This is a genomic window from Micromonospora sp. MGP-C2, from assembly GCF_057766525.1.
Genome location: NZ_JBYMEN010000002.1, coordinates 1283009 through 1308141 on the forward strand (window position 1 = coordinate 1283009; position 25133 = coordinate 1308141).

21 protein-coding genes are annotated in these 25133 nt (G+C 70.8%); 9 read left to right on the forward strand and 12 right to left on the reverse strand.

Annotated elements, in window-relative coordinates:
* The first annotated feature begins 25 nt into the window (after positions 1–25).
* From AC3CF1_RS05610 to AC3CF1_RS05630, 5 genes are all read left to right on the forward strand, one after another.
* Positions 26–892 (forward strand): DODA-type extradiol aromatic ring-opening family dioxygenase, encoded by an 867-nt coding sequence (locus AC3CF1_RS05610; RefSeq protein WP_141909783.1) that lies wholly within the window; start codon positions 26–28, stop codon positions 890–892.
* Entirely contained in the window at positions 889–1251 is a 363-nt protein-coding gene (locus AC3CF1_RS05615) for a hypothetical protein (RefSeq protein WP_488449727.1), read from the forward strand. Before AC3CF1_RS05610 ends, AC3CF1_RS05615 begins: the two co-directional genes overlap by 4 nt.
* Positions 1248–2213: a quinone oxidoreductase family protein gene (locus AC3CF1_RS05620; protein ID WP_354980702.1), complete on the forward strand. Its 966-nt coding sequence runs from the start codon at positions 1248–1250 to the stop codon at positions 2211–2213. Before AC3CF1_RS05615 ends, AC3CF1_RS05620 begins: the two co-directional genes overlap by 4 nt.
* Positions 2214–2297: 84 nt before the next feature.
* The gene (locus AC3CF1_RS05625; RefSeq protein ID WP_488449728.1) at positions 2298–3722 is read left to right on the forward strand and encodes an aldehyde dehydrogenase family protein; all 1425 of its coding nucleotides are present in this window, start codon (positions 2298–2300) and stop codon (positions 3720–3722) included.
* Positions 3723–3887: 165 nt separating this feature from the next.
* Complete coding sequence (locus tag AC3CF1_RS05630; protein ID WP_088951813.1) at positions 3888–4721, forward strand: helix-turn-helix transcriptional regulator; 834 nt, start codon at positions 3888–3890, stop codon at positions 4719–4721.
* On the opposite strand, the gene AC3CF1_RS05635 is transcribed toward AC3CF1_RS05630, so the two are convergent.
* On the reverse strand, positions 4699–5532 hold the full coding sequence (locus tag AC3CF1_RS05635; protein WP_354980705.1) for a helix-turn-helix transcriptional regulator: 834 nt from the start codon (positions 5530–5532) through the stop codon (positions 4699–4701). The genes AC3CF1_RS05630 and AC3CF1_RS05635 overlap by 23 nt on opposite strands.
* Positions 5533–5582: 50 nt before the next feature.
* On the opposite strand from AC3CF1_RS05635, the gene AC3CF1_RS05640 reads away from it, so the two are divergent.
* Positions 5583–6005: a DUF2000 domain-containing protein gene (locus AC3CF1_RS05640; RefSeq protein WP_099854356.1), complete on the forward strand. Its 423-nt coding sequence runs from the start codon at positions 5583–5585 to the stop codon at positions 6003–6005.
* A gap of 23 nt (positions 6006–6028) precedes the next feature.
* Here the strand turns inward: AC3CF1_RS05640 and AC3CF1_RS05645 are convergent, their stop codons facing one another.
* The gene (locus AC3CF1_RS05645; RefSeq protein WP_488449729.1) at positions 6029–8560 is read right to left on the reverse strand and encodes an FtsX-like permease family protein; all 2532 of its coding nucleotides are present in this window, start codon (positions 8558–8560) and stop codon (positions 6029–6031) included.
* A complete protein-coding gene (locus tag AC3CF1_RS05650; protein ID WP_488449730.1) occupies positions 8557–9315 on the reverse strand; it encodes an ABC transporter ATP-binding protein in 759 nt (252 codons plus the stop codon). Before AC3CF1_RS05650 ends, AC3CF1_RS05645 begins: the two co-directional genes overlap by 4 nt.
* A 146-nt stretch (positions 9316–9461) precedes the next feature.
* On the opposite strand from AC3CF1_RS05650, the gene AC3CF1_RS05655 reads away from it, so the two are divergent.
* The 3 genes from AC3CF1_RS05655 (at position 9462) to sthA (ending at position 12765) form a co-directional block, all read left to right on the forward strand.
* Entirely contained in the window at positions 9462–10664 is a 1203-nt protein-coding gene (locus AC3CF1_RS05655) for a sensor histidine kinase (protein WP_488449731.1), read from the forward strand.
* Positions 10661–11299: a response regulator gene (locus AC3CF1_RS05660; RefSeq protein WP_210923357.1), complete on the forward strand. Its 639-nt coding sequence runs from the start codon at positions 10661–10663 to the stop codon at positions 11297–11299. Before AC3CF1_RS05655 ends, AC3CF1_RS05660 begins: the two co-directional genes overlap by 4 nt.
* Before the next feature lie 62 nt (positions 11300–11361).
* A complete protein-coding gene (gene sthA / locus AC3CF1_RS05665) occupies positions 11362–12765 on the forward strand; it encodes a Si-specific NAD(P)(+) transhydrogenase (RefSeq protein WP_488449732.1) in 1404 nt (467 codons plus the stop codon).
* 157 nt (positions 12766–12922) lie between these two features.
* Here sthA and AC3CF1_RS05670 read toward each other — a convergent pair whose 3' ends face one another.
* The 9 genes from AC3CF1_RS05670 to AC3CF1_RS05710 all read right to left on the reverse strand — a co-directional run bounded on the left by AC3CF1_RS05670 (position 12923) and on the right by AC3CF1_RS05710 (position 25108).
* Positions 12923–14305, reverse strand: coding sequence for a glycoside hydrolase family 10 protein (locus AC3CF1_RS05670; RefSeq protein ID WP_488449733.1), 1383 nt, complete (start codon positions 14303–14305; stop codon positions 12923–12925).
* A 37-nt stretch (positions 14306–14342) separates the two neighbouring features.
* A complete protein-coding gene (locus AC3CF1_RS05675; protein ID WP_488449734.1) occupies positions 14343–15683 on the reverse strand; it encodes an extracellular catalytic domain type 1 short-chain-length polyhydroxyalkanoate depolymerase in 1341 nt (446 codons plus the stop codon).
* Between the two features lie 306 nt (positions 15684–15989).
* Positions 15990–18125: an alpha-glucuronidase gene (locus AC3CF1_RS05680; RefSeq protein WP_488449735.1), complete on the reverse strand. Its 2136-nt coding sequence runs from the start codon at positions 18123–18125 to the stop codon at positions 15990–15992.
* Entirely contained in the window at positions 18122–18319 is a 198-nt protein-coding gene (locus tag AC3CF1_RS05685) for a beta-galactosidase (RefSeq protein WP_354980709.1), read from the reverse strand. Before AC3CF1_RS05685 ends, AC3CF1_RS05680 begins: the two co-directional genes overlap by 4 nt.
* Entirely contained in the window at positions 18316–19005 is a 690-nt protein-coding gene (locus AC3CF1_RS05690; protein ID WP_210923362.1) for a DUF624 domain-containing protein, read from the reverse strand. Before AC3CF1_RS05690 ends, AC3CF1_RS05685 begins: the two co-directional genes overlap by 4 nt.
* Before the next feature lie 127 nt (positions 19006–19132).
* Positions 19133–20770, reverse strand: a complete 1638-nt coding sequence (locus AC3CF1_RS05695) for an ABC transporter substrate-binding protein (protein ID WP_088948628.1) — start codon at positions 20768–20770, stop codon at positions 19133–19135.
* 55 nt (positions 20771–20825) lie between these two features.
* The gene (locus tag AC3CF1_RS05700; protein WP_488449736.1) at positions 20826–21737 is read right to left on the reverse strand and encodes a carbohydrate ABC transporter permease; all 912 of its coding nucleotides are present in this window, start codon (positions 21735–21737) and stop codon (positions 20826–20828) included.
* A complete protein-coding gene (locus tag AC3CF1_RS05705; RefSeq protein WP_357966704.1) occupies positions 21734–22723 on the reverse strand; it encodes an ABC transporter permease in 990 nt (329 codons plus the stop codon). The genes AC3CF1_RS05700 and AC3CF1_RS05705 overlap by 4 nt, the downstream gene beginning before the upstream one ends.
* Before the next feature lie 9 nt (positions 22724–22732).
* Positions 22733–25108 carry a beta-xylosidase/alpha-l-arabinosidase gene (locus AC3CF1_RS05710; RefSeq protein WP_488449737.1) on the reverse strand — a complete coding sequence of 792 codons (2376 nt, stop codon included), beginning with the start codon at positions 25106–25108 and terminating at the stop codon, positions 22733–22735.
* Positions 25109–25133: the final 25 nt, after the last annotated feature.

Below are 25133 nucleotides of genomic sequence, written 5' to 3' on the forward strand. Positions count from 1 at the left end.
CTCTGCTGCCAGCGAAAGGAGCCCAATGGCCACCGTCGTAGCGGTCATCGCCTCCACCCACCACCCCTTCTACTACCGGGCCAGCACGGCCACCGGCGATGACCGGCCGCCGTTCGCCGACGAGTGGACCAGCAAGATCCTGGCCTTCCGGGAGACGTTGACCCGGGCCCGGCCCGACGTGCTGGTGATGGTCGGCTCCGACCACTTCCACCAGCTCTGGCTGGACAACATGCCGCAGTTCCTGGTCGGCAAGGCACCCTCGTACGACGCGAACTGGTACAACGAGGAACGCGAGTTCGGGCTGCCCCGGATGCTGCTCAAGGGCCAGGAGGACCTGTCCGGGCACATCCTGCGGGCCGGGCTCGACTCCGGTTTCGACCTCGCGTTCAGCAACGAGCTGCGCATCGACCACAGCATCACCTGCCCGATCATCACGCTGCGGCCCGAGGCCGACCTGCCGATCGTGCCGATCTACACGAACATCTTCGCGCCGCCGCTGCCGCAGCCGAAGCGCTTCGTGCAGCTCGGCGAGGCCATCCGGGAGATCGTCGAGTCGTGGCCCTCGCACCTGCGGGTGGCCGTCATCGGCACCGGTCACCTGTCGCTGGAGCTGGGCGGGCCCCGACAGTTCGGCCCGCACGGCCCGGACCCGGAGTTCGACCAGCGGGCCGTCGAGTGGATCGCCAACGGCGACCTGGACGGCTGCCTGCGCGAGGTCACGCTGGACAGCCTGCACTCGCCGGGCAACGCCACCCACGGCTTCATGGACTTCATGCTCATGATGGGCGTGGCCGGGGCCGGCGCGAAGGCCGACCACGTCGACACCCTCGATCTGTTCCACACCATGGAGGCCTACTTCACCTGGTACCCGAACGGAGCGCCGGCGGCATGAGCAAGTACCTGCTGAACAAGTTCCTCTTCATGGTCGACCGGGACCCCGAGCTGGTCGAGCGCTACCGCGGCGAACCGCGCGAGTTGGTCACCTGGTGGGAGGCCGAGTGCGCCAACACAGTGCTGAACTGCCACACCGGCGAGGCGAGCACCTGGTTGCGCTTCGACGACGTGGAGCGGGAGGCGCTGGCCACCCACGACCACGTGAAGCTGTTCGAGTTGGGGGCACACCCGTTCCTCACCCTGACCCTCTTCATCGCCCTCTTCGAACGGGACAACACCGAGCCGCTGGAGTACCAGAAGTCCTACGGCGCACGGCTGGCGCACTTCCCGATGCCCTACCCGGACATCGCGACGTGATCCGCGCGGCAGTGCTCAACGCCTGCGGCACACCGCCGACGATCACCGAGCGGCCGGCGCCCGTGCCGAACGACGGCGAGGTGGCGGTCACCGTCGAGGCAGTGCCGATCACCCCGCTGGACCTGCTCTGCGCCAGCGGCACCAGCTACTTCGGCGCGCCGAGCACCCCGTACGTGCCGGGTGTGCAGGGTGTCGGCCGGCTCGCCGACGGCTCGGCCGTCTGGTTCGGCACGTCGGCCGGGATGAGGTCCGGCGTCGACGGCAGCATGGCGACCACTGTCGCGGTGCCCTCCGCCGACGTGGTGGCGCTGCCGTCCGGCGTACCGCTGACCCTGCTCGCGGCCCTGGGTCTCTCCGCAGTGGCCGCCCACGCGGCGCTGACCCACGGCGGTGGCCTGACTGCCGGCGAGCAGGTCATCGTGCTCGGGGCCGGCGGCGTGGTCGGTCAGGCCGCCGTCCAGCTGGCCCTGCTCGGCGGCGCCCGCCGGGTCATCGCCGTGGCCCGCTCTGCCTCGGCACGGGCCCGCGCCGAGGAGCTCGGCGCGGCGGTCGCCATCCCGCTGCTGCCCGACGACGACGTCGCGTCGATGGCCGACCGACTCCGTGAGGTCGCCGACGGTCCGGTCGACCTCGTCCTCGACCCGGTCTTCGGTGTCCCGGCGGCGGCGGCCCTGCGGGTGCTGCGCCCCGGTGGCCGGCTGGTCAACCTGGGCAGCGGCGCGGGGGCCACCGCGCCGATCGAGTCCGCCGTGCTGCGCGGCGGCTCGCTGCGCCTGGTCGGCTACACCAACAACGGGCTGTCGACCGCGCAACGGGCGGCGGCGCTGGGCGTGGTGGCCGGGCACGCGGCGGCGGGGCGGCTCACCGTCGACCACGAGATCGTGCCGTTCGACTCGGTCGCGGACGCCTGGGCCCGGCAGGACGCCGGCATCGCCGCCGGGCGAATCGTGCTGGCGCTCTGACCGGGCCGGGCCCCAGCCAGGGACCGCGAGACCCTGGATAGAGCGCACCTGGTTGGGGTGCCGGGCCGGTGCGACGGTCGGTCCATGACAACTTCCACCTACGCCCTCACCGGCCACTGGATCGGTGGCGAGACCGTCGCCGGCTCCGCCGGCACCCTTCCCGTCGTGAACCCCGCCACCGGCGAGGTCGTCGCCGAGACCCCGGCCGGCACCGCCGATGACGTCGACAGTGCCGTCGCCGCCGCCCGGGCAGCCTTCCCGGCCTGGGCGGCGACCACCCCGCAGCACCGGGCGGACGTCCTGCGCCGCCTCGGCGCGGGCCTCGCCGCCCGCACGGAGGAGATCGCCCAGGCGATCACCGCCGAGATGGGCTCTCCGATCGGGATGTCCCGGACCGCCCAGGTCGGTTTCCCGGCCGCGGTGGTCGAGTCGGTTGCCAGCCTGGCCGACGACTTCGCGTGGACCGAGGAGGTCGGCAACTCGCTGATCGTCCGTGAGCCGATCGGTGTGGTCGGCGCGATCACACCGTGGAACTTCCCGCTCCAGCAGATCGTCTCCAAGCTGGCGCCGGCCCTGCTCGCCGGCAACACGATGGTCTTCAAGCCGTCCGAGAACGCCCCGCTGACCGCGCGCATCCTCGCCGAGGTCGCCGCCGAGGCCGGCGTACCGGCCGGTGTGTTCAACGTCGTCTACGGCACCGGCGCGATCGTCGGGGAGGCGATCTCCGCCCACCCGGACATCGACATGATCTCCTTCACCGGCTCCACCCGGGCGGGGCAGCGGATCTCCTCGGTGGCCGCGGCGACCGTCAAGCGGGTCGCGCTGGAGCTGGGTGGCAAGGGCGCGAACATCATCCTCGACGACGCCGACCTGCCCGCCGCGGTCGAGCGGGGTCTCATGATGGCGTTCAGCAACGGCGGTCAGGTCTGCGGCGCGTGGCCGAGGATGCTGGTGCCCGCCTCCCGTCAGGACGAGGTCGTGGCTTTGGCCGTCGAGGCGGCGAAGCAGTACACCGTCGGCGACCCGAACGACGAGGCCACCCGGATCGGTCCGATGGCCTCCGAGGCACACCGGCAGAAGGTCGTCGGCTACATCGAGCGGGGCAGCGCCGACGGTGCCCGGCTGGTGTTCGGCGGGCCGGACCGGCCGGAGGGCCTGACGAACGGCGCCTACGTCCAGCCGACGATCTTCGCCGACGTCGACCCGTCCTCCGCGATCGCTCAGGAGGAGATCTTCGGGCCGGTGCTGACGATCATCCCGTACGCCGACGAGGAGGAGGCCGTGGCCATCGCCAACGGCACCCCGTACGGCCTGACCAGCGGTGTCTTCGGCGAGCCGGAGCATGCCCTCGCCGTGGCGCGGCGGCTGCGCGTGGGCCAGGTCGACGTGAACGCCGGGCACTGGAACCCGCTCGCGCCGTTCGGCGGCTACAAGCAGTCCGGCAACGGCCGCGAATTCGGCCGCTTCGGCCTGGAGGAGTTCCTGGAGACCAAGTCCATTCAGCGCTGACCGAACCGGACAACCCCCACCCGCGGGACGCACCGGCCCCGCGTCCCGCTGGCCCGCCTGCCCCAGGATCACGTGCGATCGTGGGGCAGGCGGAACACCGTCGCCGGGCTCGCCTGTTGCAGTGAAAAGGCCGGCCCCTGCCGGCACGCAGTGATCGGAGACACCGTGGACCGCGCCCAACTCGCCAGTTTCCTGCGCACCCGACGGGAGGCGCTCCAGCCCGAGGACGTGGGGTTGCCCCGGGGGCCGCGTCGGCGTACCGGTGGGCTGCGGCGCGAGGAAGTCGCCACGTTGAGCGGGATGTCCACCGACTACTACAGCCGGTTGGAGCAGCAGCGGGGGCCGCACCCGTCGGAGCAGATGCTCGCCGCCCTGGCCCGTGGCCTGCGGCTCTCCCTGACCGAACGCGACCACCTGTTCCAGCTCGCCGGCCACGCGATCCCCCACCGGGCGGTACGGGCCGACCACGTCAACCCGGGGATGATGCGCATCCTCGACCGGATGCACGACACCCCGGCCCAGGTGGTGAACCACCTCGGCGAGACCCTGGCGCAGACCGCGCCGGCCGTCGCCCTGCTCGGCGACGAGACCCGGTACGCCGGGCTGGCACGCAGCGCGCACCACCGCTGGTTCACCGACCCGACCGCGCGGCAACTGCACCCGGCGGAGGACCACCGGACGCAGAGCCGCCTGCTCGTGGCGGACCTGCGGGCGTCGTACACCCGTGACGGGCGCGGCTCGCGGGCCGCCGCCCTCGTCGACGACCTGCTGGCCAGGAGCCCGGAGTTCGCGCAGCTGTGGCGCGAGCACCCGGTGCCGACCGGCTACTGCCCGTCGAAGCACTTCCTGCACCCGGAGGTCGGGGCGTTGGAGCTGCACTGCCAGACCCTGGTGGACCCCGACCACTCCCAGACGCTGCTGGTCTTCACCGCCGTGCCCGGCTCGGAGAGCGACGAGAAGCTGCGGCTGCTCGCCGTCATCGGCGGCCAGCTCGTCTGATCCCGGTGACCGGCCGGCCGAGGTAGCGGGCCGGGCTGACGCCCAGGTACCGCCGGAAGTGGCGGGTCAGATGCGCCTGATCGAAGAATCCGGCCGCGACGGCGGCCTCGGCCGGTCGCTGCCCGGCGAGGAGCAGGCGACGGACCAGCTCGACCCGGCGGCCGGTCAGGTACGAGTGCGGCGGCACGCCGTGCACGTGGGTGAACGTCCGGACCAGGTGGGTCGGGTGGGCGTGCAGCAGCTCGGCGGCCTCGCCCAGCGTGACGCCCTCGACGGTGCGGGCGTCCAGCAGCTCCCGGAGTCGCACCGCGAGGCCGGGTCCGGCCGGCTGACCCTCGACCGGGGGGCGCTGACGGAGCTGGCCGCGCAGCCGCTCCAGGATGAGCGCGAGCCGACTCTCGGCCTCGAACTCGTCCCCGGGTGCGGCGAGCACCTGGTGCAGGTGGTGGATCCGGTCGCGTAGCTGCGGGTCGGCCAGGTCCGGTTCGTCGACCGCCCGGCCGACCAGCTCGGCACCGAGCGCCGAGGTGTCGAGATACAGGACCCGTTTACGGAACCCGCCCGGTGTGGCGGAGCTGCCGTCGTGCGGCACGTACGGCGGCAGCAGGGTGACCGACGTGCGCAGCGCGCCATGCCGATGCCGGTCCAGGTCGAAGCGGACCGCTCCGTCGTCGACGATCAGCAGCGTCCACACGTCGTGGATGTGTCGGGGATAGGCGTGGTCCACGAAATGGGCGTGGAAGACCTCGGCGACCCCGGCTACCAGGGGTCGCCACGCGTTGACGTGCGAGCCCGCCGGGCGGGTGGCCACGCTAAGAACGTACAAGACCGGTCGGTCTCGGGGCGGGCAGGCTCGACGCCATGACCGAACCGATTCGCTTTCCCACCAAGATCGCTGTGCTGCTCCGTGACGACCTGGCGAGCTGGCAGCGGCTGAACGTCACCGCCTTCCTGGTCAGCGGCATCGCGAACGCCCAGCCGGAGCTGCTCGGCGAGGAGTACCGCGACGCGGACGGCACCCGGTACCTGCCGATGTTCGGCCAGCCCGTGCTGGTCTTCGCCGGCGATCGGGCGACGCTGGTCGGCGCGCACTCGCGAGCCCTCTCCCGCGGGCTGCGGCTCGCGGTCTTCACGGCCGACCTGTTCGCCACCGGCAACGACCGGGACAACCGCGCGGCCGTGCAGGCGGTCGGTCGAGAGAAGCTCGACCTGGTGGGCCTGGCGCTGCACGCCCCGCGCAACGTGGTGGACAAGGTGCTCAAGGGCGCGTCGATGCACCCGTGACGCTGACCGTGTCACCACGGGGGTCAGCCGTCGGCCCCCAACGCCGCCACCGGGCTGACCCGCGACGCCCGTCGTGCCGGCAGCACTCCGGCCAACGCGGTCAGCACGACCAGCGTCACGAAGAGCCCGACCAGCGGCAGCACCGGCACGGTCAGCGGTGCGTTGATCCCGAGGGCGTGCACCGCCAACCAGGCGTACGGGACGCCGAGCAGCAGACCGATGGTCGCACCGATCACCCCGTACAGGCCGGACTCGACGGTCAGCATGGTGCGCAGGCCGGTCCGGGACAGGCCGATCGCCCGCAGCAACCCGGACTCGCGGATCCGCTCCACCACCGACAGCGCGGTGGTGGAACCCACGCCGACGACCGCGATCAGCACGGTAAGGCTGACCAGACCGACAGCGATCCAGACCAGGGTGCGCACCAGGGCGTCGTTGCGGTCCCGTTCGTCGGCGAGCACCGTGAGGCCCACCCCGTCGGTGCCGGCGATCGCCTGCCGCAGCGCCCGCACGCCGGCGGTCCGACCGTCCTCACCGGCTCCGGCCGCGTCGGCCAGCAGACCGGTGTACGCCGTGGGAACGCCGAGCCGGTCGAGGTCGCCCCGGTCGGCCAGGATGCCGACGTGCAGGGGGCCTTCGGCGGGGAGGACCGCGGCGACGCGTACGTCCACGGTCCGTCCGCCGAGGACGAGCGTGGCGGTGTCGCCGACGTGCAGTCCGGCGTCCCGCGCGACCCAACCGGCGAGCACGATCCGACCCGGACCACGATCGGCCAGGGCACCCTGCGCCACGTCCAGGTCCCGGATCGTCGGCAACGCGGCCACGTCCAGGTCGCTCGTCGGGTAACCGGACTCGACGTCGCCGAGCTGATCACCGCCGCGCGTCAGGGTGACGTCGCCAACCCGCCGGTACGGCACCACCCGGGCCAGCGCCCCGTCCGCCGTCTTCGCCTGGGTCACGAGGGCCCCGGGCAGCGTCCCGCCGTTGCTGGTGACCTCGAAGTCGGTCGGCGCGGACAGCGCCACCTCGCGGTCCGCGAGGACCTGAAGCGACGCGCCGCCGATGACCACCCCGGAGATCAGGGTGACGCCGAGCGCGACGACGACGGAGACCGCTGCCGCCCGACGCGGCGCCCCACCGATCCCGCCGACCGACATCCGCCCGAGCGGTCCGAGCTGGCGCAGCGGCCAACCCACCACGGCCAGCACCGGCCGCACCAGCAGCGGCCCGAGGGCCACCAGCGCGAAGAACGCCAGCCCGCCGGACCCGACCAGCAGGAGCAGCGGCATCACGGGGTCGTACGTCGACTGGTCCGGCTCCGGCAACTGGCTGACCGTCACGACGACGGCCAGCACCGCGCCGACCGCCAGGAGCAGCCCGAACACCAGGCGGAGCACCCCGATGCCGCGCCGGCCGGAGGTGGTGCTCGCCGCCCGCAGTGCCTCCAGCGGGGAGACCCGGGCGGCTGAGAGCGCCGGCGCCAGGACGGCCAGCACGGTGACCACGACAGCACCGATCACCACCACGCCCGCCGTCGCCAGTGGCAGACCCGGCGAGGAGACGGCCATGCCGGAGGCGCGCAGGATGGCCGGCAGCGCGTACCCGAGGGCGAGTGCGCTGGCCACCCCGATGACGCCGGCGACCAGCCCGGTCAGCGCCCCCTCGGCGGTCATCGCCCCCACCAGGGCGCCCCGGTCCGCGCCGACCGCACGCAGCAACGCGAGCTGCCGCATCCGCTGGGCGAAGACGATGCGGAAGGTCGAGGTGACCACCAGCGCCGCCGCGACGACAGCGATCGAGACGAACATGCCGACCAGGATGAAGAGCCTCCCGACCTCCTCGGCCGCCGCGTTGGCCTCCGCCTGGCGCACCTGCGCACCGGTCCGGATCGGCTGGCCGGCGACCGCCGCGACCACCTGTTGGCGGATGGTCTCCGTCGACGTGCCCGGCGCCACCCGCACGTCGACGCGCTCCAGGGCCGTCAGGCGTCCCCAGGACGTCACGACGTTGTCCGGGGCGTACGCGTCGTACCCGGCGTCGGCCGCGCTGTCGACCAACCCGGTCACCGTGAGCCGGGCGGGCGTGGTGAGTTCACCGCCCGTGCCGCTGGTCGTGGCGCCGACCGGCAGCCCGAGCCGCTCGGCGGTTCGCGGGGTGACCGCGATCTCGCCGGGGGCGTCGGGGTAGCTGCCGTCGACGACCCGGACCCTGGTCAGCGGGCCGGTGCCCGGATCGGCCTGGAGGTTCAGGTACCCCTCACCGATGGACACCCCGATCGACACCCGGCTCGCCGCCTCGGCCACACCGGGCACGGCGCGGACGCGCTCCAGATCCGCCACAGTGGGTGGCGCGTGGTCGAAGTCGCCGATCACCAGGTCGGTGGCGGCCGGGGTGCCGCTCAGGTTGTCGCGCACGGTCCGTTCGGTGATCTGCTGCACCAGCACGGTGCCGAAGACGACGAAGGACGCGACCAGGATCGCCAGACCGGTCAGGATCAGCCGGCCGGGTCGTCGGGCCGCGGCGCTCGTCTGGGTACGCAGCACTGTCGCCCTCATGCGCGGGCCGCCAGATCACGCAGCGCGTCGGTGACCGAACCCTGGTCCGGCTTGTCGATCTCGCCGGCGATCCGGCCGTCGGCGAGCAGCACCACCCGGTCGGCGTACGCGGCGGCGATCGGGTCGTGGGTCACCATGACGACGGTCTGACCGAGGTCGCGCACCGAGTCGCGCAGGATGGTGAGCACCTCCGCGCCGGAGCGGGAGTCGAGGTTGCCGGTCGGCTCGTCGGCGAAGACCACCTCGGGCCGCGCCACCAACGCCCGGGCCAGCGCCACGCGCTGCTGCTGACCGCCGGACAGTTCGCTCGGCCTGTGCTTCAGGCGGTCGCCGAGGCCCAGCACGTCGACCAGGCGCGCCAGCAGTTCGGCGTCGGGCTGCCGGCCGGCGAGGTCCAGCGGCAGGGTGATGTTCTGCGCGGCGGTCAGCTGCGGCAGCAGGTTGAAGGACTGGAAGACGAACCCGATCCGCTCCCGGCGTACCCGGGTCAGCGTCCGGTCCGACTGGCCGGTCAGCTCCGTGCCGCCGAGCAGGACACGGCCGGAGGTGGCGGTGTCGAGGCCGGCGAGGCAGTGCATCAGTGTCGACTTGCCGGACCCGGACGAACCCATGATCGCGGTGAACTCGGCCCGACCGAAGCCGACCGAGACACCGTCCAGGGCACGGACCGCGGTGTCCCCGCTGCCGTACACCTTCACCAGGTCGACGGCGGCGACGGCCGCTTGGCTGGTGTCCGGTGGGGCGTGGGTCGTCATTGTTCCTCCAGTGGCTGCGATGTGACCCGAGAAGCCTCGCCGCCGACGACGGGTGGGCGCATCGGCCCGGGGCCGGGTATCGCGGTCGCCGGGTCTGCCTTTCGGCCGATCTGCCACCTCCGTCCGGTTGGCTACGCTGGGTCATCATGAGCGCGCCGGATCTTCGACTGTGGTGGATACGTCTGGCCCAGGCTGCCGGGCTGGTGGCCTTTGGCCTGCTCGCTCTCTTCGACTTCGCGGCCAGCACGGCGGATGACCGCGGCATCGTCGGTCTCCTGCTCCTGCTGGTGCCGATGGGGTTGGCGGTGGCGACCGTGCCACTCTGGCTGCCGGTGCACCGGCCGGGTTCCCGCCGGCTGCCGCTGGCCGCGCTGGCACTCGCCACCGCCTCACTGGCCGTGACCGCGGGAGGGGTGCTCCTCTCCGGAGGCGGTGGCATCCTGCCCGCCCGCACCTGGGGGCTCGCCGAGTCGGCTGGGCTGATCGGTGTGGTCTTCGTGGTGAGCCGCTGGGGCGCGCCCCGGCTCGCTCCGTGGGCGGCGGTGGCGGCCGGGCTCGCCGTCGCCGCGATGCCGCTGCGCGTCGGCACCGACAGCCTGCTGGTGATCTTCGGTCTGCTCCAGGTGCTAGCCGCGGCGGGCGCCGCCGGGGTGGGGCTCTACCTGCGGATCGTGGCCGCCGGCCGGGAGCGGGCGATCGCGCTGGTCCGTGCCGAGCAGCGTGCCGAGTTCGCCCGCGATCTGCACGACTTCATCGCCCACCACGTGACCGGCATCGTGGTGCAGGCGCAGGGCGCCCGGTTCGTCGCCGAACAGGACCCGCAACGGGTCATCGTCGCCCTGGAGCAGATCGAGCGGGCCGGTGCGGAGACGATGGCCTCGATGCGGCGGATGGTCGGGATCCTGCGTAACCCGAACGCCCCACCGGACGCGCCGTTGGCCCCACTGGCCGGTGTGAGCGAGTTGGAGCCACTGGTGACGGGGTTCAACGGGGCAGCGAACGCGCCAGCCCGGCTACACGTCGACGGCGACCTGGGCGGACTGCCGGTGGAGGTCTCGACCTCGGCGTACCGGGTGGTGATGGAGGGGCTGACCAACACCCGCCAGCACGCGCCGGACGCCCGATCGGTGGACGTGGCCGTGCGACGTACCTCCGACTGGCTTCTGGTCCAGGTGGCCGACGACGGCGCCACCGGGCGCACCGCGCCGGCCCGGGGGCACGGCTTCGGTCTGATCGGCCTCACCGAGCGGGTACGCGCCCTCGGTGGCACGATCACCGCCGGACCGGGCGTCGCCGGTGGGTGGGTGCTCGATGCGGCGTTCCCGCTGCGCACGGCGGTGGGGCGGTGATCCGGGTGTTGATCGCCGACGACCAGGCGATGGTCCGGACCGGCTTCGGCATGATCATCGGGTCGCAGTCGGACATGACGGTGGTCGGCGAGGCCGCCGACGGGGTCGTCGCCGTCGAACTGGCCCGACGGCTGCGCCCGGACGTGGTGCTGCTGGACATCCGGATGCCCCGCCTCGACGGTCTCGAAGCACTGCGGCTGCTCGCCGGGCCGGGCGTCGCCGACCCGATCCGGGTGGTCGTGGTGACCACCTTCGACCTGGACGAGTACGTGCACACCGCGCTGTCCAACGGCGCCTGCGGCTTCCTGCTCAAGGACTCCGGTCCGGCGCTGCTCATCGAGGCGGTCCGCGCGGCCGTGTCCGGTGACGCGCTGATCAGCCCGTCCATCACGGTACGGCTGCTGGAGCACCTCAGCTCGCCCGCTCCGGCCCACGACGACGCCGGGCTGTCACCACGGGAACTCGACGTGGTGAAGCTCGTCGCCCGGGGCCTGACCAACGCCGAGATCGCCGCCCAGCTCTTCATCGCCGTCGGCACGGTCAAGACCCACCTGGCCAGCGTGCAGATGAAGCTCAAGGCCCGCAACCGGGTCGAGATCGCCGCCTGGGCCTGGGAACGACGCCTCGTCGGCTAGCTCGGGAGAATGCTCGCGGCGGGGTCTGGCGCGCGCCGCGACATATTGCGACGCTAACGCCTGTGTATGACTACGACCTGTTGGTGCTGGGCTCCGGACCCAGCGGTCAGAAGGCCGCGATCGCCGCCGCCAAGCTCGGCAGGCGGGTCGGCATCGTGGACCGCCGCGACATGATCGGTGGGGTGTGCATCAACACCGGCACCGTCCCCTCCAAGACCCTGCGCGAGGCCGTGCTCTACCTGACCGGGCTGAGCCAGCGCGACCTCTACGGCAGCAGCTACCGGGTCAAGGACGAGATCACGGTCAGCGACCTGGCGGCCCGGACGCAGCACGTGATCGCCCGGCAGACCGACGTCATCCGCAATCAGCTGGCCCGCAACCGGGTCGCGATGATCACTGGCACCGGGCGCTTCGCGGACGCGCACACGATCTGGGTCGACGGCGGCTCCGGCCGCGAGTCCAGAGTGACCTTCGACAAGATCATTATTGCTGCCGGCACGCGCCCGGCCCGCCCGGACAGCGTCGACTTCGACGACCGGACGATCGTGGACTCCGACGGCGTCATCAATCTCCAGGCCGTGCCGCGCAGCATGGTCGTGGTCGGCGCCGGCGTGATCGGCATGGAGTACGCGTCGATGTTCGCCGCGCTCGGCACCAAGGTGACAGTCGTGGAACGCCGCGACCGGATGCTCGAGTTCTGCGACGAGGAGGTCGTCGAGTCGCTGAAGTACCACCTGCGCGACCTGTCCGTGGCGTTCCGCTTCGGCGAGGAGGTCGCCGCCGTGGAGAAGCACCAGACAGCGGCGCTCTGCATCCTCAAGAGCGGCAAGAAGATCGTCGCGGACACGGTCATGTACTCGGCCGGCCGGCAGGGCCAGACCGACGACCTCGCGCTGGAGGCGGCCGGGCTGGAAGCGGACCGACGCGGCCGGATCGCGGTCGACTCCAACTACCGCACCCCGGTCGACAACATCTACGCCGTCGGCGACGTGATCGGCTTTCCCGCCCTCGCGTCCACCTCGATGGAGCAGGGCCGGCTGGCCGCGCAGCACGCCTGCGGTGAGCCGATCCGGGAGATGCACGGGCTGCAACCGATCGGCATCTACACGATCCCGGAGATCAGCTTCGTCGGGCAGACCGAGGCGCAGCTCACCGACACCTCGACACCGTTCGAGGTGGGCATCGCGCGCTACCGGGAGCTGGCCCGGGGCCAGATCGTGGGCGACTCGTACGGCATGCTGAAACTGCTGGTCTCCCCCGACAACGGCCGACTGCTCGGGGTGCACGTGTTCGGCACCGCCGCCACCGAGATCGTCCACATCGGTCAGGCGGTGATGGGCTGCGGCGGCACGATCGACTACCTGATAGACGCGGTGTTCAACTACCCGACGCTGGCCGAGGCGTACAAGGTCGCGGCCCTGGACGCCTCCAACAAGATCCGCAACATAACCCGCATAGACGGCTGACCCCGCGCCGACCACTGCCCCCGGCCTGCCCGCCCTTTGGCCCGGTGATCAAGAGGTTTGCGTCACGACACGCCGTACCCGGTGACGCAAACCTCTTGATCACGCGGCCGGTGGGCCGGTGCGGAGGCCGTAGGGCCTCCGCACCGACCCTTGGGGTTCAGCTTGCTGAGCAGGTTGGGGTCAGGGTGCCAGCGGTGCCGTTGGCCTGGAAGCCCCACTCGGTGGCTTGGCCGGCGCCGACCTGGCCGTTGTAGGCGACGTTGGTCCAACTCGTCGAACCGGTGCTACCACTGCGGTTGGCGTTCCAGGCGTTGGTGACCGTCGCGCCGGACGGCAACGCGATGCCGACCGTCCAGCCGTTGATGGCCGACGAGCCGGCCGTCACCTTCACCGTGGCCACGAAGCCACCCGTCCACTGGTTCACCGACACCGTCGCGGTGCATCCGCCCTGCCCCGGAGGCGGAGTCGTGGGCGGGTCGGTCGGCGGATCGGTCGGCGGATCGGTGGGCGGGTCCGTCGGCGTGGTGCCGTTGTTCAGTGCGGCGAGGACCGCGTCGTACGCCGGCTTCTTGGACCCGTTGCTGTTGAACAGCAGCGGCGTCTGCGACGCCCGCCACGAGTCACTGTCGCGGATACCCCACACGGTGATGCCGTTGCAGCGGGGCACCGCGAGGCAGTCCTCCACCACGCTGCGGTAGGTGGCCGCGGATGCGCCCTGGATGTCCAGTTCGGTGATCTGCACGTCCACACCCAACGCGGCGAAGCTCGACAGCGTGGTGCGGTAGTTGCTCACGTAGGGCGAGTCGTTGTTGAAGTGCGACTGGAAACCGACGCAGTCGATCGGCACACCACGGGCCTTGAAGTCGCGGACCATGTTGTACACGCCCTGCGTCTTGGCGTGCGTCCAGTTGTCGGTGTTGTAGTCGTTGTAACAGAGCTTGGCGTTCGGGTCGGCGGCACGCGCGGCCCGGAACGCCGCCTCGATCCAGTCGTTGCCCGTGCGCTGGAGGTTGGAGTCACGACGGCCACCGGAGCTGCCGTCCGCGAACGCCTCGTTCACCACGTCCCACGCCACGACCTGACCCCGGAAATGGGTCGCCACCTGCGTCACGTGGTTGAGCATCGCCGACCGCAGAGCGGTCCCACTCATGCTCTCCATCCAGCCGGGTTGCTGGGAATGCCATGCCAGCGTGTGACCACGCACGTTCATGCCGCGGCTGCGCGCGTGGCTGACGATCTGGTCCGCCGCCCCGTAGCTGAACTGGTTCTGCTGCGGCTCGGTGGCGTTCATCTTCATTTCGTTCTCGGCCGTCACCATATTGAACTCACGGTTCAATATCGTCGTGTAGGCGCTGTCGGAGAGCTTGAATCCGGCCACGGCCGTACCGAAATAGCGACCTTTCTCGGCGGCGGACGCGCCGAGCGTGGTCCCGGCGGCGGCGGGTGCCGTCATGAACAGCGCCATGCCGGCGGCGAGCGCACCCGCGCCGGCCAGCGCGAGCGCCGCTCTCGATGCCGCCTTCCACTTCGTTCTTCTCATCGTGCGACTCCTTCTGTGGTGATGGGGTGGTGGGGAATCAGGACACCGAGCAGACGGCACCGTTCAGGGCGAACGACGAGGGCTTGCCGGTGCCGCCGGCATGGGTGGCCTGGAAGCCGATCTCGACCGACGCGTTCGGAGCGATGGCGGCGTTGTAGGAGACGTTGCGGGCGGTGACCGCACCGCTCGTCGGGGCGTACTGAGCGTTCCAGCCGCTGGTGATGACCTGTCCGCTGGGCAGCGTGAAGGCCAACGCCCACCCGTTCACGGCGGCCGTGCCGGTGTTGGTGATGGTCACGCTCGCGGTGAGCCCGTTGTTCCAGGCGTTGACCGTGTAGCCGACGCGGCAGGCGCCCGCGCTGGGCGGCGGAGTCGTCGGGGGCGGCGTCGTCGGAGGCGGCGTGGTCGGGGGCGGAGTGGTCGGTGGCGGCGTCGTCGGGGGCGGAGTGGTCGGCGGCGTGGTGCCGTCAAGCCCGAAGAAGCGGATCACCTGCGCGGCGTCGACCGGCAGGTTGTGCGAGACACCCTGCATGCTGATCGCCTCGACCGGCGCCATCGCGCCGCTGCTGCCGTAGCGGGTGCGGGAGTAGCCGGACTGCGGGGTGTCGGTGAACGTCGGGGTCTGGCTCAGCCCGTGCACGTTGGTCCACTGCTTGACCTGCTCACCGAAGTTCGGATAGCGCAGCGTCTCGTCGTTGGTGCCGTGCCAGATCTGCATCCGCGGTCGCTGGCCGGTGTAGCCCGGGTACGCCTCGCGGACGAGGTCACCCCACTGCTGTGGGGTCTTGATGAGCTGCCCGTTCGCGCACTCGCTGTTCCACTCGGAACTGCCGCCGGTGGCGAAGCAACCGAAAGGCACCCCCGCGAAGGACGCGCCCGCCGCGAACACGTCCGGGTAGACGCCCAGCATGACGTTGGTCATCATCGCCCCGGAGGAGGTGCCGGTGGCGAAGATCCGCGCGGGGTCGGCCGAGTAGCGCTGCCGCACGTACTCGACCATCGACATGAGCCCTACCGGATCGCTGCCACCGCCACGACGTAACGCCTGCGGCGAGTAGACGTCCCAGCACTTGCTGCTGCGGGTGGCCGACGGGTAGATCACGATGAACCCGTACCGGTCCGCGAGGGATGCGTACTGGGTGCCCGAGTGGAACGCCGGGCCCGTTCCGGTGCAGTAGTGCATGGCCAGGAGGATCGCCGGCCGGGTCGCCACCCGGTCCGGGACGTAGAGGTGCATCTGGAGGTTGGTGGGGTTGGTGCCGAAGTTGGTCACCTGCGTGAGCGTCGCCGCCGACGCCGGTGTGGGGAACGTCAACGCGGCGGCGGCCAGCGTCACGGCCGCCAGCACGGCGCCAAGCGTCCTTGTCTTCAGTGTCATCGTCGCGATCCCTTGCGAAAAAGGCGCGTGAAAGGGGACTTAAGTCGAGGACTGCCCTTCGCCCGACCTTGACCGCGGCTCGCGTGACCATGCCAGCTTCAATCGAGGACACTCGATTGTCAAGAGTTCCGGAAACCTTTCGCCGCAACGCATCCGGCGGCCACCTGCGCTCCGATCGGTATCGACGGGCGTGAGCACCGCCGGCTGGTGGCGAGCAATTACCGGGACGTTCTCGAAAGGTACCGGGCTTACCGGAGACACCGCGGGAAGGCCCGACCCGACGGCCGCGCCTCCCCGTCGTGCCGATCAGTAGATGGTCCGCCCGCGCTCGTCGGGCACCCCGGACTTGCGGTGGAAGTACGTGTTGATCTGGTCGCGCCACTCGGTGGCACAGCGCACCTGCTCGTCGAGGCGCTCGGCCACCCGCTCGTACACGGCCGGGTCGATCATCCCGTTCAGGGTCTGCCACCGCCGTCGCATCGCCACCACCTCCTCGACACCGGCGAAGTGGGTGTCGTAGATGTGCTGGATGACTGTCGACCCGCTGTGCAGGACATGCCCGTACGGCACGTGGTGGAAGAAGAGCAGCAGCTCGTCGGGGCAGCTCTGCGGCGACTCGTACACCTTGGCCCAGTACGGCGGGTACTGGCCGGCGAAGCCGGTGCCCGACGCACGGCTGCGGTCCACGCCCACACCGTCGCGGTCGGCGAAGTGGTAGGTGCCCCACCGCGTGTACTCGTACCCGTCGACGCCGGGACCGTAGTGGTCGCCCGGGTTGACCATGAAACCGACACCCAGCGGCGCTGTGTAGCGCTCGTAGGTGCGCCACGAGTCGTCCATGATCTCGTGCAGGGTCCGCCCCACCAGCTCCGGTTCGGCGGTCGCCGACGGCGGGAAGGTCAGCGCGATCCACTCGTCGAGGACCGCCCGCGGATCCAGTCGCGGATCCCAGGCGAGCCGCCCGAACGTGTACAGGTTGGCCTGCGCCAACGGGTGCCCGGTCCAGAAGAGGTCATCGCCCACGTTGGCGACCGCGACCAGACCACCGCCCGCGCTCGACTCCCCCGCGGCGATGTCGGCGACCGTCCGCCCACCCGGCCCCCACGGCGCGAACCGCAGCACCTCACCCCACCACGGGCCGAGGTGGCAGACGTGTCGCTGCTGACCGGTGTATTCCTGGGTGACCTGCAACTCCACCGCCAGCCGGGTGGCGGGCATCGCGGCGATCACCGGGGAGACCGGTTCCCGGGTCTGGAAATCCACCGGCCCGAACTTCACCTGCACGACCACGTTGGTCCGGAAGCGCCCGTCGAGCGGGGCGAAGTGGTCGTACGCGGCGCGCGCCCGGTCGGTGGACCGGTCCCGCCAGTCCTGGTGGTGGTTGTAGACGAACGCCCGCCAGTGCACCACTCCCCCGAGCGGGGCCAACGCCTCGGCCAGCACGTTCGCCCCGTCGGCGTGGTCTCGCCCGTAGGTGAACGGGCCGGGCTGCCCCTCCGAGTCGGCCTTCACCACGTAACCGCCGAAGTCCGGGATGCGCTCGTACACCCTTCGGGTGGTCGCCGCCCACCAGACCCGCACCGCCTCGTCCAAGGGGTCGGCGGTGGACAGGCCACCGAGGACCACCGGAGCGGCGAAGGTGATCGACAGGTGCACCCGGATGTTGTACGGCCGCAGCACGTCCGCGATCTCGGCCACGTCGCCGAGCCGGTCGGTGAGCAGCAACGCCTCCGTCCGGGCCACGTTGACGTTGTTCACCGAGATCGCGTTGACACCGCTCGCGGCCAGCAGCCGCCCGTACTCCCGGACCCGGGCCAGGTCGCCGCGCGGGCGGCCGTCCTGCCAGAAGATCGAACCGCCCGCGTACCCCCGTTCGACCTGGCCCATCACCGGGTGCACGGCCACGTTGTCCCAGTGGTTCAGCATCCGCCGGCGCAGCGCCGGCCGGTGCCGCTCCGGCGGGCGGGCCGGATCGAAGGCCGCCGCGCAGAGCCGGACCACGTGGAACAGCCCGTACAGCAGGCCGGCGGGCCCGTCGGCCAGCACCACTGTCACCTCGCCGTCGCGGGCCAGCAGGAAGCCCTCGTCGCCGAGCGGCTCACCGCCGATCCCGGTCAGCGCCGCCTCCGCCGCCGACCGCGCCGCCTGCACCGCCGGGCTGGGCAGCTCGCCGGCACCGCGCAGGGCGAGCACCAGGTCGACGTCGACGTCCCAGGAGGGTGAGTGCCACACCCGTCCGCCGTAGCGCGCACAGGCACGCGAGACCTCGTCCAGGACGGTGTCGACGAGCAGGCCGTCGCCGTGGACGAGGACGCGGCGCGCGCCCAGCGACCGGAACGCCTCCGGGGGCAGCCAGGCCGCGTGGACGTGCGGCTCGCGGGGTTCCATCGGTTCCTCGACGAACATCAGGTGCTCCAGGTGGACGGACTCCTCGGCGTTCACCCGTCCTCCCGCACGGCGACGACACCGTACGCCGGCAGGCGCAGGGCCGAGCCGATCAGTGCCTGGTCACCGGTGAGAAGGTCGATCCGGGCGCTGTCGATGAGACGGTGGTCCTGCTTCCACACGTCCTCGGGCCACTGCTCCGGGTTGTAGTCGCCCCCGAAGGGCACCTTGGCGGTGACGGGCAGGCTCATGGGGTGAACTCCTTCCGGATCAGGTGGATCATCGGGTCACTGACGCGCAGGAACGCGAGGATCGCGACCGAGCCGAGCATCGCCAGCACCGCCTCGGAGAAGACCGCGGTGATCCCGGCCGCCGCGGCCAGCAGCAATGCCGTGCCGACGGTGACACCGGGGGTACGCACGAGGAAGTGCACGGCCAGCCGGAGCACGTCCCGGGTGCGGAAGTCGAACAGCGCGGTGATCACCAGGGCGTTGGCCGCGCAGAGCGTCACTCCCACGGCGAGCAGGACCAGCGGCACCACCCACCAGCCCGCGAGGCCGACGGCACCCCGGTAGGCGAGGTTCAGGGCGAGCACGGTCAGCCACAGCAGCGTCGGCACCCAGACGCGCAGCGTGCCGGACAGGTTCGCCCGGTACCCGCGCCAGAACAGGGCGGCGGGCCGCAGGTCGGTCAGGTCGAGGCGCTGGTGGCGCAGGGCGTACAGGGCGGCGGAGATCGCCGGGCCGACCGGCAGGAGGAACAGCGCGACCAGTGGCAGGTTGCTGGGGTCACGACCCAGCAGCAGCAGTGGGAGCAGGCCGGGCACTGTGGTGAGCAGAAGCAGCAGCTCGACCACGAGCAGGATGTAGACCCGGGAGGTGATCCGCGACAGCGGCCCGTCGCCGAACTGTCGCCAGACCTGGGCGGTGCCGCTCACTGTTGCTCCTTCCGGTCGGTCCCGACGACCGGCAGAGCGCGGTGGGTCACGCGCGTCGTACCGGCCGGTGGTGGCCGGGAGGTCCGGTCGGGCCGCGGGTGCGCCGCCCGACCGGATCTCCCGCTGATCAGCCGTTGTTCTTCTGGAACCGTTCGTACGCCTTGTTGACCACGTCGATGTACTGCTCGGAGTTCTTCGCCTTCAGCTCGGCCACGTACGCGTCCCACTCGGTGAGGGGCCGCTGGCCCAGAGCGAACTTGAGCGTGTTCTGGGTGACGAAGTCCTTCAACGGGGTCTCCCAGAGCGACACCTGCTCGCGCTCATCGTCGGTCAACGGGGCGGGCGGGGGCACCACCCTGGGCGGGCGGGCGTCCATCACCTTCTGGAACTCCAGCTCCTCCGGGGAGAAGAACCCACGCACCAGGTCTGGGCTGCCACCGTAGGCGAAGACGCCGTTCTGGAAGCCGAAGTCCTTCTGCAGGTGCTTGGGGGCCTTCGGGTTGAGGCCGAGGAAGTCGACTCCGGGGTTGAGCGTGCGCTTGCCGGACGCGTCCTTGGTGAAGGTCGTGCCCTCGATGCCCCAGCGGGCGAACTCCAAGCCGGCGTCGGAATACCACAGCCAGTCGATGAACTGCATCATGGCCACGAAGTTCTTGCTCTCCCGGGCCTTCGAGGAGATCATGATGCCGTTCTCCAGTCGGGGGAACGGGTTGACCTCGCCGGCCGGGCCGATCGGCAGCGGGATCTTGGCCATCTTCGCATTCGGCAGGGTCTTGGCCAGGTCGGGCCGGTGGTTGTTGACCAGCGTCTGCGCGTTGCCGGTGACCACGAAGGACTTGCCGTTGGCGAGCTTCTGGCGTGCCTGGTCGTCGGTCTGGGTGAAGCTCTCCGGGTCGAGCAGGCCCTCGGCGACGAGCTTGTGCAGGAACGTGACCATCTGCCGGTACTGCTCGGACGCCCCGGTGTAGTTGAACTTCTTCGCCGCCGGGTCCCAGGTGGCGTGCTGGTAGTCCCAGCCGGCCTGGGTGCCGTGGGCGGAGCCGAGGATGTTGAGCAGCGCACCGGTCGGGTTCGGCTTGCTGAAGAGGTCGGAGTACGGGTAGACGTTCGGGTACTTGGCCTTCATCGCCTTGAGCACTGTGTACAAATCGTCCCAGGTCTTTGGGACCGCGAGGTTGAGCTCCTGCATGATGTCGGTGCGCACCAGCACCGTGTAGTCCTGCGTGGGCTTCTCGTGCATGCCGGGCAGCAGGTAGAACTTACCGTCGGACTGCCGCAGGTTGTCGATCTCCGGCTTGAGGTTCCATTTGGCGATCTTGTCCTTGAGGTTGGGCATCAGATCCAGGTAGTCGCTCACCGGGAGGACCGCCCCGGACGACACGAACGCGTTCTCCTGCGGGTGGTACGTCTTCGGGATGATCAACGGAGCGTCACCGGCGCCGATGAGGAGGCTGCGCTTCTGCTCGTAGTCACTCAGGGGGACGGCGACCGGCTCGATCTTGACGTTGGTCCGCTTGGTCAGCTCGGACCAGAACAGCCAGTCCTCCTTGAGCGGATAGAAGGTGTGGTTGTTGTAGAGCGTGGAGAAGGAGAGCGCCTCGGTGGCCTTGAACTGGTCGCCGACGCCGTAGTTGGCCATCGCGCCGGCCCGGTTCTCGGAGAGGTCCTTCGACTCGCCGGGGTCCTCGGAACAGGCGGTGGTGAGGCTGAGCGCGAGCACACCCGCGGTGGCTATCGCCACCCGGCGCCACGTCTTGTGGAGCATGGCTCGTCCTTTCGGTGGTGGGGGTGAAGGAAGTGATGCGATGCAGCGCCCGGCGTCATCCCTTGACCGCGCCGAGCATCACGCCGGAGACGAAGTACCTCTGGACGAAGGGGTAGACCGCCAGGATGGGCAGTGTGGTGAGCACGATCGTCACGGCCTGGAGCGTGGCCGCGGCCTGCACGACGTCGGCGTCGGCGGCGCCGGACTGCTGTGCGTCGGTGGCACCCGCGATGAGGTTGCGCAGGTACACGGTGACCGGCAGCAGATCCTGCTGGTCGATGTAGAGGAACGCGGTGAACCACGAGTTCCAGAACGAGACGGCGTAGAAGAGCACCATCGTCGCGATGATCGCCTTCGACAGCGGCAGCACGATCCGCAGCAGGATGCCGTAGGTGCTCAACCCGTCGACCGCCGCGGCCTCCTCCAACTCGGTCGGCAGGCTTTCGAAGAACGCCTTCATGACCAGCAGGTTGAAGACACTGATGGCGTTGGGGATCACCACGGCCCAGATGGTGTTCTTCATTCCCAGGCTGGTGACCAGCACGTAGTTGGGGATCAGGCCACCGGAGAAGAACATGGTGAAAAGCGCGATGCCGACGAGGACCCCGCGGCCCTTGAGCTGCGGCTTGGACAGCACGTACGCGTAGCACGTGGTCAGCACGATCGAGATGAGCGTGGCGACCACCGTGTACACCAGGGTGTTGCGGTAGTTCGTCCAGAACAGCGAGTCGGACATCACCAGCTTGTACGCGGTCACGTCGAACCCGCGCGGGACGATGCTCACCTTCCCGGCGAGGATGTACGCCTCGTCGCTGAGCGAGCGGGCCACGATGTTGAGGAACGGGTACAGCGTCACGATCACGACGCCGATGAGGACGACCGTGTTGACGATCCGGAAGATCCGGTAGCCCCGGCTGTCCACCGGCCCGCGCGTCTTCGGGGCCTCGCGCTTCGTACCGAGGGTCACCACAGGCTCGTCCCCACCGTGCGACGGGAGATGAGGTTCGCCGACAGGACCAGGATCAGCCCGATCACCGCCTCGAAGAGACCGATGGCGGCCGCATAGCTGAAGTTGCTGGACTGGAAGCCCATCCGGAACAGGTAGGTGGAGATCACGTCCGCGGTCGGGTACGTCAGCGGGTTGTAGAGCAGCAGGATCTTCTCGAACCCGACGGCCATGAAGCTGCCGATGTTGAGGATCAACAGGGTCACCATCGTGGGCCGGATGCCCGGCAACGTCACGTGCCAGGTCTGCCGCAGCCGGCTCGCTCCGTCGATCCGGGCGGCCTCGTACAGGTCCTCGTCGATGGTGGTGAGGGCTGCGAGGTAGAGGATCGTTCCCCAGCCGACGGTCTGCCAGACCTCGGACGAGACGTAGATGGTGCGGAACCATTCCGCCTGCTGGAGGAACGCCACGGGATCGCCGCCGACGATCCGGACCAGCTGGTTGGCCGTGCCGTCGATCGAGGTCAACTGCATGACCATCGCCGCCACGATCACGATCGACAGGAAGTGCGGCAGGTACGACACCGACTGGACGAACCGCTTGAACCGGCGGGCACGCACCTCGTTGAGCAGCAGCGCCAGCACGATCGGCAGCGGGAAGCAGAACAGCAGGGTCAGCGCCCCGAGCACCAGGGTGTTGGTGAAGACCTCCCAGAACGTCGGGTCGGTGAAGAACATCCGGAAGTACCGCAGCCCCACCCAGTACTCGCCGAAGATGCTGCCGCCCGGCTTGAAACGACGGAACGCGATGATGTTCCCGAGCATCGGCAGGTAGCGGAAGACCAGGAAGAACAGCAGCGGAAGGATGGCCAGGGAGTAGAGCTGCCAGTCCCGACGCAGCGCCTGCCGCCAGCTACGGCGGCGGCGCGGCGAGCGCGGGGCAGGGCTGGGAGCCGCCGCCGAAGACCGGGGCGGCGCCGGCGGCGGTGGCCGCAAGGTGGATGTCATCCTCGCCTCCTAGACGGACTGCGGAACGGCCACGAGGGGCTCGACCCGCACCGACGTGAGCAGCTCCCGGTGGTGGCCGACCTGGCGCTCGGCTCCGGTCAGCCGCAGCGACAGGGCTGCCGCCACATCACCGCTGGACCGGCCGAACCGCAGCTCGACCTCGCCGGGCTCGACGATCCGCCGACCGGACAGCCCGATGAACGACGCCACGTCGGCCGGTACGCCGAACGTCACGTGCGCCACCTCGCCGGCCTCCAACGGCAGTCGGGTGTAGCCGACCAGTCGGACCACCGGACGGGTGGTCTGCGCGACCGGGTCGTGCAGGTAGAGCTGGACCACCTCGGTGCCGGCCCGGTCGCCGGTGTTGGCGACAGTGATCCGCACCCGCACCTCGCCGTCGGTCGGCCATGCCGCCGGCTTGTCGTGCGTGCCACCCGCCGGCTCGACAACCGTGGCGTCGGACCAGTCGAAGGTGGTGTAGCTCAGCCCGTGACCGAACGGGTAGGCCGGCGTCGGGTCGATCGAGGACACCTTGTTGCGCCGCCCGAGCGGGGGTGCCAGGTAGGTGCTCGGCAGTCCGCCGGCGGCGCGGGGCACACTCACCGGCAGCCGCCCGGACGGATTGACCGCGCCGGTGAGCACCTCGGCGAGCGCCTGCCCGCCGAGCTGGCCGAGGAAGAACGCCTGCACGACGGCCGCCGCGGCGTCGAACTCCGGGCCGAGCGCGTAGGGGCGCCCGGTCATCAGCACCAGGACGACCGGGGTGCCGGTGGCGAGGACGGCACGGACCAGGTCGGCCTGCACACCGGGCAGTCGCAGGTCGGCGGCGTCGCACCCCTCGCCGGAGGTGCCCCGACCGAACATTCCCGCCCGGTCGCCGACGGCGAGCACGCACACGTCGGCGGCGGCGGCCGCGGCGACCGCGGCCGGGATGCCCGAGGTGTCCTCACCGGTGATGGTGCAACCCTGCTCGTGGCTGAGCAGCGGGACGCGTCGGGCCAGCTCGTCGCGCAGCGAGGGGATGTCCAGGCCCAGCCCGAACTCGCTGTGGTGGACGCCGACGTGGTTGGGGAACGAGTAGCAGCCGAGCATGGCCATCGGGTCGTCGGCGACGGGGCCGACCAGGGCGACCCGGTTGCCCACGGGCAACGGGAGGACGCCGGTGTTGCGCAGCAGGACGACGGCCTCCCGGGCCAGGCGTACGGCGACGTCCTGGCTGGCCTCGTCGTCGAGACTCAGCGACGCCACGTCGTCGGGCAGTTCCTGCCAGCCCTCGTCGAGCAGACCGATCTCGATCTTCTGGAGCAGCACCCGGCGTAGCGCGCCGTCGATCAAAGCCTCGTCGACCTCGCCACGGCGCACCGCCTCCACCAGCGGGGTGCCGAAGGTGTCCACTGTGGGCAACTCGACGTCGATCCCGGCCCGCAGGGCGAGCCTTGCCGCGTCGGCGGGGCCGTCGGCGACACCGTGCAGGGTCTCCAGGAAGCGTACGGAGAAGTAGTCGGCGACCACGGTGCCGGTGAAGCCCCACTCGTCGCGCAACAGCCCGGTCAGCAGCCCGTGGTCGGCGGCCACGGGCAGGCCGTCGATCTCGGCGTAGGAGTTCATCACCGAGCGGGCGCCGCCGTGGCGCAACGCCATCTCGAACGGCGGCAGGATGACGTCGGCCAACTCCCGGGGGCCCATCGGCACCGGCGCGAGGTTGCGTCCGCCACGGGAGGCGGAGTAACCGGCGAAGTGCTTCAGCGTGGCGACCACGCCGGCCCGCTCCAGGCCCCGCACGTACGCGGCACCGGTCGTCCCCACCAGGTAGGGGTCCTCGCCAATCGTCTCCTCGGTGCGGCCCCAGCGGTAGTCGCGGGTGACGTCGAGGACCGGGGCGAGACCCTGGTGTACGCCGGCGGCGCGCATGGACCGTGCGATCCGGTCGGCCATCGCCTCGACCAGGTCGGGGTCGAAGGACGCGCCCCAGCTCAGCGGGGTCGGGTAGACGGTGGCCCGCCACGCGGCGAACCCGGTCAGGCATTCCTCGTGCACCTGCGCCGGGATGCCGAACCGACTGGCGGCCACGATCTGCGCCTGCGAGGCCGCCAGCGACCGGGCGCCGAGCACCGGGTCGACCGGCGCGGTGCCGAACGGGCGGGTGAGCTGGCCCAGCCCGTGCTGGATGACGGTGCTCCACTGCGGCAGCTCGCTGATCATGTCGGACTGGTGTGGTGCCACACCCTCGCCGGAGGCCTCCGCGCCGACCCACACGCCGACGAGTTGGGCGATCTTCTCCTCCAACGACATCTTCGGCAGGAGCGCGTCGGCCCGCTCGGCCGGCGTCAGCCGCGGATCGCGCCACGGCGCGGTGTCGCTGTCCCCGGGCAACTGACTACTCATGCCTTGACCCCTCAGCTCCGGCCAC